Source organism: Vibrio sp. Y176 (assembly GCF_033438945.1).
Map to the genome: position 1 here is coordinate 93337 of NZ_JAWOQS010000008.1, position 14812 is coordinate 108148.

14 protein-coding genes are annotated in these 14812 nt (G+C 42.6%); 5 read left to right on the forward strand and 9 right to left on the reverse strand.

Features of this window, described 5'->3' with window-relative positions:
- Nucleotides 1–4: 4 nt before the first annotated feature.
- The 3 genes from R7O13_RS18740 to R7O13_RS18750 all read right to left on the reverse strand — a co-directional run bounded on the left by R7O13_RS18740 (nucleotide 5) and on the right by R7O13_RS18750 (nucleotide 3017).
- A complete protein-coding gene (locus R7O13_RS18740; protein ID WP_005377193.1) occupies nucleotides 5–985 on the reverse strand; it encodes a T3SS regulon anti-activator ExsD domain-containing protein in 981 nt (326 codons plus the stop codon).
- Between the two features lie 148 nt (nucleotides 986–1133).
- Nucleotides 1134–1994: an AraC family transcriptional regulator gene (locus tag R7O13_RS18745; RefSeq protein ID WP_005377191.1), complete on the reverse strand. Its 861-nt coding sequence runs from the start codon at nucleotides 1992–1994 to the stop codon at nucleotides 1134–1136.
- Nucleotides 1995–2603: 609 nt separating this feature from the next.
- Nucleotides 2604–3017: a YscW family type III secretion system pilotin gene (locus tag R7O13_RS18750; protein WP_017821348.1), complete on the reverse strand. Its 414-nt coding sequence runs from the start codon at nucleotides 3015–3017 to the stop codon at nucleotides 2604–2606.
- 388 nt (nucleotides 3018–3405) lie between these two features.
- Here R7O13_RS18750 and exsC point away from each other — a divergent pair, with 388 nt between their 5' ends.
- Both exsC and exsE2 read left to right on the forward strand, forming a co-directional pair.
- Nucleotides 3406–3852 (forward strand): type III secretion system regulatory chaperone ExsC, encoded by a 447-nt coding sequence (gene exsC, locus R7O13_RS18755; protein ID WP_005377174.1) that lies wholly within the window; start codon nucleotides 3406–3408, stop codon nucleotides 3850–3852.
- Nucleotides 3853–3860: 8 nt separating this feature from the next.
- Nucleotides 3861–4166: a T3SS regulon translocated regulator ExsE2 gene (gene exsE2, locus R7O13_RS18760; protein ID WP_005377171.1), complete on the forward strand. Its 306-nt coding sequence runs from the start codon at nucleotides 3861–3863 to the stop codon at nucleotides 4164–4166.
- Nucleotides 4167–4292: 126 nt separating this feature from the next.
- On the opposite strand, the gene R7O13_RS18765 is transcribed toward exsE2, so the two are convergent.
- Nucleotides 4293–5813, reverse strand: coding sequence for an aldehyde dehydrogenase family protein (locus R7O13_RS18765; RefSeq protein WP_318304443.1), 1521 nt, complete (start codon nucleotides 5811–5813; stop codon nucleotides 4293–4295).
- A gap of 239 nt (nucleotides 5814–6052) precedes the next feature.
- Between R7O13_RS18765 and R7O13_RS18770 the strand changes: the two genes are divergently transcribed.
- Nucleotides 6053–7819 carry a sigma-54-dependent Fis family transcriptional regulator gene (locus R7O13_RS18770; protein ID WP_005377167.1) on the forward strand — a complete coding sequence of 589 codons (1767 nt, stop codon included), beginning with the start codon at nucleotides 6053–6055 and terminating at the stop codon, nucleotides 7817–7819.
- A gap of 61 nt (nucleotides 7820–7880) precedes the next feature.
- On the opposite strand, the gene R7O13_RS18775 is transcribed toward R7O13_RS18770, so the two are convergent.
- The gene (locus R7O13_RS18775) at nucleotides 7881–8018 is read right to left on the reverse strand and encodes a hypothetical protein (protein WP_005377165.1); all 138 of its coding nucleotides are present in this window, start codon (nucleotides 8016–8018) and stop codon (nucleotides 7881–7883) included.
- A 578-nt stretch (nucleotides 8019–8596) separates the two neighbouring features.
- Between R7O13_RS18775 and R7O13_RS18780 the strand changes: the two genes are divergently transcribed.
- Nucleotides 8597–8800 (forward strand): hypothetical protein, encoded by a 204-nt coding sequence (locus tag R7O13_RS18780; protein ID WP_005377162.1) that lies wholly within the window; start codon nucleotides 8597–8599, stop codon nucleotides 8798–8800.
- A gap of 10 nt (nucleotides 8801–8810) precedes the next feature.
- Here the strand turns inward: R7O13_RS18780 and R7O13_RS18785 are convergent, their stop codons facing one another.
- The 4 genes from R7O13_RS18785 to zwf all read right to left on the reverse strand — a co-directional run bounded on the left by R7O13_RS18785 (nucleotide 8811) and on the right by zwf (nucleotide 13267).
- Entirely contained in the window at nucleotides 8811–9338 is a 528-nt protein-coding gene (locus tag R7O13_RS18785) for a hypothetical protein (RefSeq protein ID WP_033906174.1), read from the reverse strand.
- Nucleotides 9339–9564: 226 nt separating this feature from the next.
- Nucleotides 9565–11013: a decarboxylating NADP(+)-dependent phosphogluconate dehydrogenase gene (gene gnd / locus R7O13_RS18790; RefSeq protein ID WP_005377160.1), complete on the reverse strand. Its 1449-nt coding sequence runs from the start codon at nucleotides 11011–11013 to the stop codon at nucleotides 9565–9567.
- A gap of 38 nt (nucleotides 11014–11051) precedes the next feature.
- Nucleotides 11052–11768 carry a 6-phosphogluconolactonase gene (gene pgl, locus R7O13_RS18795; RefSeq protein WP_017634562.1) on the reverse strand — a complete coding sequence of 239 codons (717 nt, stop codon included), beginning with the start codon at nucleotides 11766–11768 and terminating at the stop codon, nucleotides 11052–11054.
- Nucleotides 11765–13267, reverse strand: a complete 1503-nt coding sequence (zwf, locus tag R7O13_RS18800; RefSeq protein WP_017634563.1) for a glucose-6-phosphate dehydrogenase — start codon at nucleotides 13265–13267, stop codon at nucleotides 11765–11767. Before zwf ends, pgl begins: the two co-directional genes overlap by 4 nt.
- Before the next feature lie 537 nt (nucleotides 13268–13804).
- On the opposite strand from zwf, the gene R7O13_RS18805 reads away from it, so the two are divergent.
- Complete coding sequence (locus R7O13_RS18805; RefSeq protein WP_033906176.1) at nucleotides 13805–14770, forward strand: helix-turn-helix domain-containing protein; 966 nt, start codon at nucleotides 13805–13807, stop codon at nucleotides 14768–14770.
- The last annotated feature ends 42 nt before the right edge of the window (nucleotides 14771–14812 follow it).

The following is a 14812-nucleotide window of genomic DNA, read 5'->3' on the forward strand; positions in this document are numbered from 1 at the left end:
CTATTTAGATCTGGCTGAGGTGATTGCAAGCCTGGCCGCACTGACCACTTTGAGTATCAAAATAGTAGTGATCGATATCACCAACAGTTTGCATGTTCTTGAACCATTGCCATACTTTCGCAACCGCATTTTGGTCGTTGTAAACCACATCGCATGCATCCCAAACTTCGTTCAGCTCAGGGGCTTCAAGTCGTACTTCCGAACACCAATTTTTCCACTCAGAAATAAATTGTTCGGTTGTCGAGGTGTACTCCGCGAACCCTTTCAGCTCGTCTAAAGACGGTTGCCACTTCTCAATTAACAAACGATGACATTCAATCACTTGCAACTGTTGTTCGCTTAACGTCCCAAGTTGCTTTTTAAGTTGATGCTGCTGGCTCTTAATAAGATCGAGTTGCTGTTGAACAAAGACGGCACTGGTGTCTTCCCCTGATAGCTTCGACCAATATTCCTTCTGAATATCGAGTTGATTGATAAGTTGTTCAACTTTAATCGAAGCATGAAGAGCACTTTGATCGACTTGTCGGTTAATCCACTCGTTGAGTGATAAATGGAAACAAAGCATCAACGTTTTTGGGACAGCCAAATTAAAGCGAAAGCCCAGACGAGAGTTGATGTAGTCCAGCCTTTGTTCGAACGTTGTGATTGTGCTGCTATCACTGAGCTGCGATCCAATTTCCAAAAATAAACGCATGGCAAACCGGTCTATCGAAGCACCAAGTTTTTGATACGTTTTTACTAACTGGCTAGCGCACAGGCTATCGACGACATTTCTATCCAACAAGCGTTGAAGTAAAGATAACTGCTCATAATTTATGACGCCTTCACTCAACAATTGTCGGTGATTGACGTGCACAACATTGAGATCCTGCGTAGGTTTCGAGGCGCTTTCATAACGAGCTCCTCTTTGTAAAACAGTCACTTTCCGCTGTGTCACTATGCTGTCTGGAAAAAGCGAACGGCGTCGCCAATGCTGCTTTTTCATTTATGTTCGTCTCCGCACCCCTTTCGAACAATCCAGAAAGAAAGAGATGTAATAATTTTTAATCGTTCGTTGTTACACGATACATAATAGAATTTACACTGGTGAGTGACTTTCAAAATTAGTCAGAAAATTTTAGTCCCAAGTCATTTCATTTCGCGATAGCCACTTGATCGTCTCCCGAACGTACGCGGCTTGGGGTCGTTCCAAAACGACGACGGTAACTCTGCGTAAAGTAAGACTGGCTGGAAAACCCTGCCTCCATCGCCACATCTACGATGCTCATCTTGCTCGTCAACAGCAGTTTATGAGCATGCAGTAGTCGACGCTCACTGATCCAAGCTCTTGGAGAAATGCCATAGTGCTCATTAAAAAGCTCTTTAAAAGTGGTTAAGCTGGCACCAAACTCCTGCGCGTAGTCTGTCAACTTCCATTCTTTTAAGTAATGCTGTTCCATAAATCGACGTAACCGTTCCGACGTACGGTTTGTTTGTTGTGACAGCAACGCATACAGTGATTCTCCTCCTTTGCTGTGTAGCAAGAGAATGAGTAGTTCTTCGTATTTTAGGCACATAATGGCATCAGGGTACGCTTGTTGCTCAAGCGTCTGCATGCTAGAAAGCACTTGTTCAACGAGTATGTTCAAACCAAAAGTAAACAAACCAGAACAAACTTTGTCTACCTTAGGCAGCATCATCAAAAGATCACTGTGTTTTTGCAGCAACTGACTAACGAGTTCATTGTCGTAGGCAATGATCGACGCTTTGTATGCCCCATCTAGCGGAGAGTACTCTAACAAGTAATCCCCTTGGGATAGAAATACCCCATTTTCTGCAGCAACATCGATTGTGCAATCACCTGTTTGAACTCGAAGCTGACCATTGTGAACGACAACAATGTGAGACTGGTCTGAGTGAAATACTTCGTCAGATTTTTCATAGCAGGAAAAACTACGAATTTTTCGTGAACTCGAGTCGACCCTTTCTGAGTTTAGTTGGCCTGACACATCCATTTTCTACCCTTCATTATTTTGAGTTTCTCAGTGCAAATGTTGAGAAACTTTCAAAGCACTACTTTGATTGTTGTTATTTCTAAGTACTGCTGTATGAATTAAAGAAGCAAAGAAAAGAGCATAGAAGTTCTATCACTTACCATACCCCCCGAATAATTAGCGAATAACCCAAGCATTACCTTTACCTAAAGGTAAAAGTTTGACTTAGTAAATTTCTGCTGTCCGTCTTTATTATTTTTATCAGATAGCGTTTATCATTAGCCAAAACTTAAATATCATTTGGTTATTTAAGTTTGGTTGTTTTGTTATACATTAGAATACAATTAAATAGATTTCGGCATCGTTTCGAGAACAAAATTAAATTTCCAAAATCATAAAAATGTATGTTTTATAGCCTAAAACGCCAAACCAACGTGTTCAAGGAGCGAGATATAATCATAAAAAATACTGTTTTTGCAACAAGTATGAGTCTAAAAAACAACTGACCCGATGACTTCAAAGTCATGTAATTAATGTTTATAAAAGACAACAAATCTTTCACAAAAGGAAAGATATAGTCTTTATTTTTATAAATTAGAAAATTCTAATAAAAATGTAGTACTTAAAATTTTATCTGTTTATTTTTGGAACAAGAATCAAGTTTTCTTGTTTATTTCCCTCTAAAAATAAATAGTTCTTTTCTTTTTCCGCAACGAGCTCACCGTTTGAATAAAGCTTTCCAATAATCTTCATTTTTCCTTCACCAGCTTGAATTGGTGCAATTAAAAACGAATACTGCACAGGCAACTGAACGCCTTGGTAGCTCTGAGATGCCGATTTAAAACATTGATTATCAATAATTTTACATATTTCCACTTCAAGAGAAGTAATCGAAGGTGGAAAGTAGCCGTCGACAGAAACCCAACCATAGACTGATGCCTGACTCTGTGTATCAAAGCCATCCACCCCATTAACGGACACAGTCTGACTGCACCCACTCAGTATGAATAACCCAATAAAACCAGCCCATATAGAATTGTTCATTATGACCCCATAAACGTATTTTATATAATCTAGCTCATTTGAAATTCACACAATTCTTTATGTAAAAATATAAAAGATCAACTTATATTTATACTACAAGCGGACAATAAATCGCATTTTTCAACAACACGTAGTTAACATGGACTGTAATTTCAAAAACAGTTTCTGCTCTCTTTCATTCTTTCCTTAATTGAAGTTCATTAGAGAAAAATGATATTCATATATCTCATTACCTTTGAGATATGCATCTGAACACATTTAATTTTGCCGTTCTATTTCTCTCAACACATTTAAAAGCTAAAATATAATAACAACCGACTAATATTGATAAACATGAAGAGATACATCTAATATTTTCCTTGATAAAATTTCAAAAGGGACTATTCCTATGTCAGCACGCCAAACTATCGATGAGATTTTGCTAAAGTTTGCTCATCAAATAGGCTTGCCTGCACTGCATCTAACGGAAAATGAAGTAAGCTTAGCCTTTGATGATAATCTAAGGGTGCATATCATCTTTCATCCTGAATCGACAACTCTGCAGCTCGAAGCTGAGATTGTTGGCCTTCAAATTGTAAATTCCGATCTCTATCGCTCTTTCTTGGCCTTTAATTATCACTGGCCTGAGCACCAGTTATTTTTTAGTTTAGATAACCACCGACATGTCCTATGTTTAAACCGACTCATTAACATTAGGCGACTGGATTACGAATATTTTGAAACAGCTTTAGCAGAATTGCTGACGCACAGCGAGTCGTGGGAAGCGTTATTGTCTTCTCATGTAACCATTGATGAGGCACCACCGATGCCACAAACTTTAGACTTGAGAGTTTAGGTGTCTTTATGTCCAATGACATCCAATCCACATACACCAATTCATCGGTTCATGACGTTCAACAAGCGCAGCAAAGTGATGCAGTGCCGCAAGGAACGTTTCATGGCCGTAAAGTCACCCTACTCTCCTCATCAGAAAGCAGTATGACGCGAACAAGCTCTAAAAGAGAGCTTGGTGAATGTTTAAATCAATTTGCCAGTCTCGAATCTTGCAATCGCGTTTTGGACTTTGATCCGCAACTCAATATTGACAAGCAAAACGCCGCCGTAGAAAAGCTTATGGAACGAAAAGTGGCGATAATTCAACGTTCCTGATATCACAATATAAGCAGGTTAAACATCTAAGTTAACCTTCAGCCGACAAGCTCACGCTAATAAAAAACCCCGAAGATTCGGGGTTTTGATTCATACTGCTTTTTCTTTATTAATTACTTAGTTTCACTAGAAGAAGCCTAACGGGTCGATGCTGTAGCTAATCAGCAAGTTCTTCGTGTTCTGGTAGTGACCCAGCATCATCTTGTGCGTTTCGCGCCCGATACCCGATTTTTTGTAACCACCGAACGCTGCGTGTGCAGGGTAAGCGTGGTAACAGTTAATCCAGATTCGACCAGCTTCAATATTACGGCCCATACGATATGCGACGTTCGCATCACGTGTCCAAACACCTGCGCCTAAGCCATATTCAGTGTCGTTTGCGATTTCCAACGCTTCAGCCTCATCTTTGAATTTGGTGATAGCAATCACTGGGCCAAAGATTTCTTCTTGGAAGATTCGCATCTTGTTGTGGCCTTCCAACATGGTTGGCTGAATGTAGTACCCCTGGTTGATAGACTCTGGCTGTTCTGACACTCCACCACCAAAGACCACTTTTGCGCCTTCTTCACGGCCGATTTCCAGGTAACTTAAAATCTTATCAAACTGTTCTTGAGAAGCCTGAGCACCGACTTGAGTATCGGTATCGAGCGGATTACCTTGTTTAATCAGCTGTGCACGTTCCGTCAGTTTCTCTACAAACTTGTCATAAATCGCTTCATGAACCAGTACGCGAGATGGACAGGTACAAACTTCACCTTGGTTGAAGAAACCAAGTAACGTACCTTCGATACACTTATCAAGATACTCATCTTCGTAATCGAAGATATCTGAGAAGTAGATGTTTGGAGATTTACCACCTAACTCAACTGTCGATGGGATCAAGTTGTCTGCTGCACATTTCAGAATGTGGTTGCCAACTTGCGTAGACCCGGTAAACGCGAGTTTCGCAATGCGGTTGCTGGTTGCTAATGCTTGACCCGCTTCAGAACCATATCCGTTTACAACGTTGATGACACCAGGAGGAAGAAGGTCACCGATTTTTTCCATCAGAACCAGAATGGACGTTGGGGTTTGCTCTGCTGGCTTCAATACCACACAGCAACCCGCCGCTAGTGCCGGTGCTAGTTTCCAAGCCGCCATCAACATTGGGAAGTTCCACGGAATAATTTGACCAACCACACCAATCGGTTCTGGGAAGTGGTAGCTTGCGGTGTGCTCATCCAGTTCTGCCGCACTGCCTTCTTGTGCGCGAATACAGCCAGCGAAGTAACGGAAGTGATCCACTACTAAAGGTAAATCTGCCGCCAGGGTTTCGCGAACTGGTTTGCCGTTTTCCCAAGTTTCTGCAACTGCAAGCTCTTCTAGATGCTGCTCAATACGGTCAGCAATTTTCAGCAAGATGTTCGAACGTTCTGTCACGCTAGTTTTGGCCCATTTTGCTTTGATGTTGTGCGCGGCATCCAGTGCTAAATTAATATCTTCCTCGCCAGAGCGAGCAACTTTACAATACGCTTGTCCGTTGATTGGTGAGATATTGTCAAAGTACTCACCACCCGTTGGTTTTACCCATTCCCCACCGATAAAGTTATCGTAATGCGATTTAAAGTTAACAATGGCATTTTCACTACCTGGCTGTGCATAGATCATAACTCTTCCTTTTGTTTCTCGTTCAATGTGTTATTGCAGTGTCGTATCGCACTGTTCACAAAGAGCATTACGCAAGTCACACGCCAACTACGCCACACTTGTTGTTAATTAAATGTAAAACTATGATTACCAAGCGATAACAAACCAAGTGAGCGATGTTTGAGCGGATGTATGGTGTGAACACCAATGTTCAAGTGTTCCAAAATGGCACACCCTCACTGTGACAAAATGGTACAGTCATGGAACTTCAACATATTAGCGATAACAATTGGCTTTCAACTTCATGGGTCAGAAGTGAACAAGCGGGTTTAAAACAGCGTCGACGCCCTGAAGATATTCGAGTAACGCCAGCGACGCTCCAAGATAGGCGTCACCAACTCAATTTTTTGCTAGAGGCAGTCACTCAATTTGCGCTCCCTTTGTTTAATCAGCTATTTGCTCATAGCGACAGTCGCTTAATTTTGACGGATTCAGATGGTGTCATCATCGGCAGTTGGGGACAGCCTAGATTTCGTGAAAAGTTAACGGAAATCTCGCTAAGCTCTGGTGCATGCTGGCAAGAAAAGGTCAAAGGCACCAACGCGATTGGTACAGCCTTGGTTGAAGCAAAGCCCGTTTCTGTTATTGGTGATCAGCACTTTATCCAACACCATCGTTTTATTAGCTGTTCGGCTAATCCTATTTTCGATCATCTTGGTAACCTCATTGGCGTATTAGATATTACGAGCGAACAAAAGAGACATGACTTCTCAACGCAAGTACTAGTACAAAACATGGTCCAGCAAGTGGAGAATCAACTACTTAACTTGATTCCACAAGGGCATATTCGTGTGGATTTAGCGTGCGAAAAAGGTTTACTGAATAGTGGTTGGCAAGGAATTATCATTGCAAATGAAGACGGACAAGTTTTGGCTCACAATCAAGTAGCCTCTCAACTTTTTGCGCAAAAAAGTATCATTGGGCAATCCTTAGACGACATTCTATCCACTCGGGGAAATGAGCACCCTTTCGTTTTCAAAACAAAACCGCTTACCGATAAAGATAGCAAGGTCAAGTCTCGTGCTGTAGCGGCGTCCAATGATCTTCATTATGGCGACTCCGCTGTTGAGCACTGTTGGCAGCAAGCCAATCGCGTCATCGATAAAGACATCAGTTTGTTGATTCTCGGAGAGACTGGTGTTGGCAAAAACGAGTTTGTGAAAGCACTCCATAAAAACAGCCAGAGAAAAACGGGACCGTTAGTTTCCGTCAACTGCGGAGCGCTACCAAAAGATCTGGTTGAATCTGAATTATTTGGCTACGTAGCCGGTGCCTTTACTGGCGCAAACAGCAAAGGCTATCAGGGAAAAATTCGCCAAGCACACAAAGGGATTTTGTTTCTAGATGAAATCGCAGATTTACCCTTGGAAGCTCAAAGCCGATTGCTCCATGTATTGCAAGATAAAACCGTGCTTCCCGTGGGTTCCAACCAAAGCATTCAAGTCGATACGCAAATCATTGCAGCCACGCATAAAGATCTGGAACATTTGGTCAGCGAAGGATTGTTCCGCCAAGATTTGTATTATCGCCTTAATGGCTTGATCATTGAGCTACCTCGCTTTGAGGAACGTGATGACAAACGACAACTGATTGAGAACATTCATCGGCGTCACGCCGAATCTGAACAACAGCTTTGCCCTCACCTACTTTCTCTGATGCTGTCTTACTCATGGCCAGGAAATTTGCGTGAACTCGATAGTTTAATCAAAGTATCCGCCTTAATGGCGCAAGGTGAAGAAATATTGGAACTCACACACGTCCCAGCCCACCTAAGTAAGAAACTCAGCCAAGCTCAAGAAGGGGCAGCATCCGCTGAACCAACTTCAGAACTGCGTGCAACCGTCGAAGATAAGTTGCTCAAAACATATCAAGCCAACCAGGGGAACATTAGCAAAACGTCTCGTATGCTTGGTGTGAGCCGAAATACCATTTACAGAAAGTTGAAAAGCCTTGGCATATTAAGTTAATTCTACGACCTCAGATACAAAAAGAGCACCGTTGCGGTGCTCTTTCTCTTTGAAACCTAGCTTACAGGCCGCCTTGTTGTTGTGCCTGTTTTACTAATGCCTGACGTTGAGTTTCCTTCTCAGAGATCACTTGATTGTCCTTGTGCATTTCCTGTTCCAATTCTGCTGGAATGAAAACAAAGTACTTGTTAAGAGTCATCTTAGAACCTCAATTTGCTGTGTTAATTACCTTCTTGGTCGACGTAAACAAAACCAGAAAAACATGTTTTACTGGATCCTTGTTGCTAGTTTCAAAAAATAAAGGATGTTCATATAATAAACATCCTCCATGTGGGCGCTAATTATAGGCGTAGTTTAAAGGCTTACCTAGCACTCTTTTTCACCTTTTGTGCAATCTGAGTTTCGATCGAAAAACGGATTTAATTGCCCGTAATTACTAAGGTATTGTTAAAAAGAGAAAAAAGCTTTTACTGTAACTGACGACAGGGATGAGCTTACGAGTGTAGGTTCACTTGCAATTGTGTATCGTAGAGTTCGAATACGATAATAATAACGCTACATGCCCTTAATCTGCGTAGTTAAAAACTTTGAAGTGATAGACAACCGAAGTCATATCTGTGCAACTCAGTTTAACGATTTGTCTACCAGTTCAATATTTCACCTTTTTTGAGAAATCTTTAGCCACTTTTTTGTGTGAAACGCCCCAAAAGAGCAGACAATTAAAAGTGTGGCATATGACCACAATTGTCTATCCCCACTTAGCATCGGGAGGCGTTTATGAAAAGTAACAAACTTGGCCATGTGATGTCTTTCAGCAGGATGTTTTCCTTCATTGCATTCTTGACGGCCACATTCGCATGGATTCTCAGCATGTACGCCCTATTTACTGTTTCTTTAGTGGCTCTTGTGGTCAGTGCAATTCTCTACCTAAAAGACAGGTTTTATCAAAACAAGAAAACGACCACTGAAAAGAGCGCCTAGGCGCTCTTTTCTATTGGATGTCATTTCCGTGTGACTTGATATAGTTATCAATCCGTTCGAGTTCGTGAAAATAACCATACATACCAATACGATTAATTTCTGGTTCTATACAGTATTTTTCTTCTTTTACCATAGCTTCTACAAACATTCCGCTTGATGCAATTGTGAAAGGTGGACACGCTGAGTAACCATTACTTTCTGCAATATATTTCAATCGCCCAAATTCAAAAATTTGACCTGGAATAGCAACGATAAGGGACAAGACAATTGTTATAGTTATCACTTTAATCGGCACTTTGACTAACTGAGTCATTCGATCAAATAAAATATAGACCAATAATGTAGGGCATAAGAGTAAGCTTGCGATACTTAAAACATATGACGCATCAATGTAGAGCACTTGAAAACCACTACTGAGCTGAAGCGGTAGAGATTCGAAAACGAAATGATGATAAAGGCGATAGATAGAGTAAGTAATCAGTAATATGAACATAAGCAACACGAAAGCTGTGTGAAATGGATGCTTCTGTTGTGTCATTTCTATTACCTTATAGTTGAGGAGACGACAGAGAGCTGCTTAGCTTCACTCTTCGAAGAGAAATATTAAACTGCTAGCAAATGCATGCTCTCCCATTTCTGAGAAGTGCGTGACGAATCAACGTTTAATGTAACTTTTAAATCTACCAATATCTTACAGACACAAAAAAGGATGCCACTTGGGCATCCCTTTATATCTTTATATTTAGTCGGTTTACTTAAAACGATTACACGTCGTAAGTTGTAGACGCTGTGTCGCCGCCTGTACCAGTCCAGTTAGTGTGGAAGAATTCACCACGTGGACGGTCAATACGCTCATAAGTGTGAGCACCGAAGTAGTCACGTTGAGCTTGAAGCAGGTTCGCTGGTAGACGAGCTGTTGTGTAACCGTCTAGGAAAGATAGCGCAGAAATCGTACATGGCATTGGGATACCAGACTCTAGAGATTTCGCTGCTACTTTACGCCATGCTGCTAGGCTGCCTTGTAGGATGTTTTTGAAGTACTCATCAGAACCAAGGAATGCGATGTCTGGGTTCGCTTCGTACGCATCACGGATGTTGCCTAGGAACGCAGAACGGATGATACAACCGCCACGCCACATTAGAGCTACGTTACCGTAGTTTAAGTCCCAACCGTTCTCGTTAGACGCTTCGCGCATTAGCATGAAGCCTTGAGCGTAAGAGATGATCTTAGAAGCTAGTAGCGCTTGACGTAGTGCATCAACCCACTCTTGCTTGTCGCCTTCAACTGGAGTGATTGTCTTACCGAATAGAGATTCAGCTTCAACACGTTGGTCTTTCAGTGCAGATAGACAACGAGAGAATACAGACTCAGAGATAAGCGTTAGTGGAATACCTAGGTCTAGTGCGTTGATACCAGTCCATTTACCAGTACCTTTTTGGCCTGCTGTGTCTAGGATCTTTTCAACGAGAGGCTCACCGTCTTCATCTTTGTAGCCAAGAATGTCAGCCGTGATTTCAACAAGGTAGCTGTCTAGCTCAGTCTTGTTCCAATCAGCGAATACTGCTTGCATCTCGTCTGCAGACATACCAAGACCGTCTTTCATGAACTGGTAAGCTTCTGTGATAAGCTGCATGTCACCGTATTCGATACCGTTGTGTACCATCTTAACGAAGTGACCAGCACCGTCGTTACCAACCCAGTCACAACATGGCTCACCAGCGTCAGTTTTCGCAGCGATACCTTGGAAGATAGGCTTAACCGCTTCCCATGCTTCAGCAGCACCGCCAGGCATGATAGATGGACCGAAGCGCGCACCTTCTTCACCACCAGATACACCAGTACCGATGAAGTGGATACCTTTTTCACGTAGTGCAGCAACACGACGGTTTGTATCTGGGTAGTTAGTGTTACCACCGTCAATAATGATGTCGCCTTTGTCTAGCAGAGGTACTAGCGCTTCGATGAACTTGTCTACAACGTCACCAGCGCGAACCATCAACATTACTTTACGCGGCGTTTCTAGCTTCTCTACTAGTTCTTCTAGAGAGTATGCACCGATGATGTTCGTGCCTTTTGCTGGACCTTCCAGGAACTCGTCTACTTTAGCAGCAGTACGGTTGTGAGCAACCACTTTAAAGCCGTGATCGTTCATGTTTAGGATAAGGTTTTGACCCATTACTGCTAGGCCAATTACACCGATATCACCTTTCATTGTTTCTCTCCAATTTTATTTCATCGACGAGCAGCGTCTTAAGCAATTTTTGCTGCCGCGTCTAAATCTAAATACCATTCCGTTAGGCCCGATTTCGCTTGAATCTTAGCCGCTGGGTATGGCAGTGCGTGTGCTGGTGAACTGTTAATTTCTTCAACAATGTCCGCTTTTCCTGCACCAAGCACTAAGTAACTAATGCGTTTCGCTGCTTCTAATACGCGTGCGGTTTTCGACACACGAAGTTGGCCCGATTCAGGATGCGACGCCACAAGAGATAGGTTCGCATCATCATAATTCGTTTGGCCAGGGAACAGAGAAGCTGTATGACCATCTGCACCAACGCCTAATAAGATCCAGTCAAACACAGGTGTGCCGTTTTCACTCGGGATCACCTCTGCCATCTCTTTTGCAAAGCGCTCGGCTTCTGCTTTAGGCTCATCTTCGCCACGGATGCGGTGAATGTTTTCCGCAGGAATATTTACTTGGCTAAACAACAACGTGTTCGCTTCACCGTAGTTGCTTTCTGCATCGTCAGGGGCAACACAACGTTCGTCACCCCACCAAAAGTGGAGGTTTTCCCATTGAATGGAGGTTGCGTAAGCCTCTGAAGCCAGTAGTTTAAACAGCATTTTAGGAGTGCTGCCGCCAGAAAGAGAGATGTGAACAGGTCTGCCCATTTCGCTAAACGCTTTCATATCGTTAGCTAGGCTTTCAACTACCTGTTCTGCTGTTTGGTAGATCTTATGGTTGATCATAGTTCACAGTAATCCGTATCTGTTAAGTTTTTACATGGGAAACGCCAAGCGCGGCCATCACGCTGTAACAAGTCATCTGACTCTTTAGGTCCCCAAGTGCCGCATGCGTACCCGAAGAGGGATTGTGGATCTTGCTTAAAATCTAAGATTGGCTGTACGTATTGCCAGCACGCTTCCACCGCATCACTACGTGCAAATAGCGTAGCATCACCATTCAAAGCATCAAGTAGAAGACGCTCGTATGCCGTTAGCATTTGCGTTTCTTGCAGGTCAGCGTAATGGAAGTTCATTTTCACTTCCTTCGCTTCAAAGCCTGCGCCTGGCTCTTTCAAGCCAAAGCTCATTTGAATGCCTTCGTCTGGTTGAATACGAATGATCAGCTTGTTTTCTGGTGCGTTTTGACCAAACACAGGATGCGGTGTTTGTTTAAAGTGGATAACCACCTCAGTAACGCGTGTTGGAAGACGCTTACCAGTACGCACGTAAAATGGCACGCCATTCCAACGCCAGTTGTTGATGTACGCTTTCAAACCGATGTAAGTCTCTGTACGAGAATCGTCTGCAACTCCCGGCTCTTCACGGTAGCCGCGTAGGCTTTGCCCACGGACTTCAGACGCCGTGTATTGGCCTAATACTAGGTCATTGCGCAGAGCGTTTTCGTCTAATGGCTTTAGGCATTGAAGCACTTTTACCACTTCATCACGCATCGAGTCTGCATTGATTTGCGCTGGTGGTTCCATACCTACCATTGCTAATACTTGTAGCAAGTGGTTTTGGAACATGTCGCGCACAGCGCCAGAGTTGTCGTAGTAACCACCACGCTCCTCTACGCCAAGGAATTCTGCGCCTGTGATTTCAACGTAATCAATGAAGTTACGGTTCCAAAGTGGCTCAAACATCGCATTAGAGAAACGAAGCACAAGTAGGTTTTGTACCGTTTCTTTACCTAAGTAATGGTCAATTCGGTAGATTTGATGCTCTTGGAAGTGCTCGTGAATTTCTTTGTCCAGAATACGCGCCGATTCAAGATCATAGCCGAATGGTTTCTCAATGATCAGGCGTTTCCAGCCATCCTCTTCACTGTTAAGACCATGTGCTGCAAGACTTGCAGGGATCACACTGTATAAACTTGGTGGGGTTGCTAAGTAAAAAAGCGTATTGCGTTGCTCGAATTGATATTCGTCCGCAAGTTGGTCTAAGCGAGAAGATAGCTTACCGTAATCTTGTGTGTCAGAAGTATTAATTGCTTGGTAGTGCAGATGGTTAATAAATGCATCAAGCGTTTCTGGCTCAGTCTTTTCCATTTCCTGAAGCGATTTTTTCAGCTTCGCGCGGTAAGACTCATCACTGTATTCAGTGCGACTTACACCCAGAATGGCAAAATTCTCTGGAAGCTGCTTGTTCGCGTAGAGGTGGTATAAAGCAGGAATGAGCTTACGGTACGTAAGGTCACCTGAAGCACCAAAAATAACGATGCTGCTGTTTTCTGGTATTACCATCATCTTTCCCTTAAAAACGAGGTACTTATTGTGTGCCCGGATACGGCTAGAGAATGAGCCAACCCTATCAATGGCACCTCAAAATAGAAAATTGGTCTTACCTATTACGTTGATAGGTAAAGTCTATGGGCCCAAAGAACCTCAAGAAGTTGCATTTCCGATTCTTGGAAACACGACGTATTGAGGTCATTTAAGTCACTTATGTCTCAAAAGTACACACTGTACTCGCTGGAGGAGAGTCCGACACGGGGCAATATTGTCTACGACTATTTGATTTACATCAACACTTGCCAGTGCAAACGTTTAAATAAGTTGCACAAAACGTCATAAGCGATTGTATTTTATTGATAAAAAAAGTTTCATCTGAACGCTCCAAAATTTAAGCAAAAACTCTAATATGGACAATAATTACTCATCCTTGCAATCCATTACAGTTTTATCGTGATCTGTGTTACTTACTTTTTATTTCATCATCCTATTGATAATGATACTCAATTAAAGATAATGAAATCACTATTAATGTGAAAGTAGAACGCCATGAAATCAAGCGCCATTAACCCACATCCCATAAACCGAATACAATCGGTGCTTGACTACATTCACACCAACTTAGACAGCACTCTGAGCGTAGATGAAATATCGAAAGCAAGTTGTTGGTCGCGCTGGCAACTGCAACGCGTATTTCAACAACACACTGGCGTATCCGTCGCTCACTACATCAGAGAGCTTAAACTTAGCCTTGCGGCTGAGCGCTTAATCCATACTTCTGACCGCTCGTTAGATATAGCGATAGAAATGGGATTTACATCTGAACACGCATTTAGCCGTGCGTTCAGGAATATGTTTTCAAAAAGCCCCCGCGAATATCGAAAAACGCAACAACTCTCCGGGTTGAGGCAACCTTTGACGCTGCGTAAGACACCAGAAGAAGAGAAAAAACATCAGCGCTTTATTGAAGTTCGAATAGAAACAAAACCGGCTTTTGAACTTGCTGGTTATCATGAACCTATTCACGGATTGTTTTCCGCTACGCCCGATTTCCAATCCAAAGTACCGTCACTTTGGTCACGTCTTTATTCATCTGAAAACCTTAACAATTCGGAAAGTAGTTACTTTGGCGTGATTGATGTGACTCAAGCGTATTCAAACAACCAACAACTTGAGTATTGGGCAGGTTATGAGTGCAGTCCAACAGCAAACGCACCAAGATCAACGAACTCTTCCAACTCGGGGTTAGACCTCTTGGCTGTTCCTGAGCAAACCTACGCCGTCATTACACACATAGGCAAAGCATCAGAGCTCGCCTCAACGCTAGAATGGTTTATTTTACATTGGCTACCCTACTCTAATTATCATGCTATCGATGGTTATGAGTTAGAGCTTTATCCAGAAGGTTATGATGTTGATAGCGAACAAGCACAAATGCAGTATTGGATTCCTGTCGAGCCAAACGACGCGCTATCTTTAAAACCTAAGAACAGAAGAATAAGTTCCAAAGATTAGTGTTTTGCACCAAATTGTTAACTTTTCCTATTTCTTTGAATA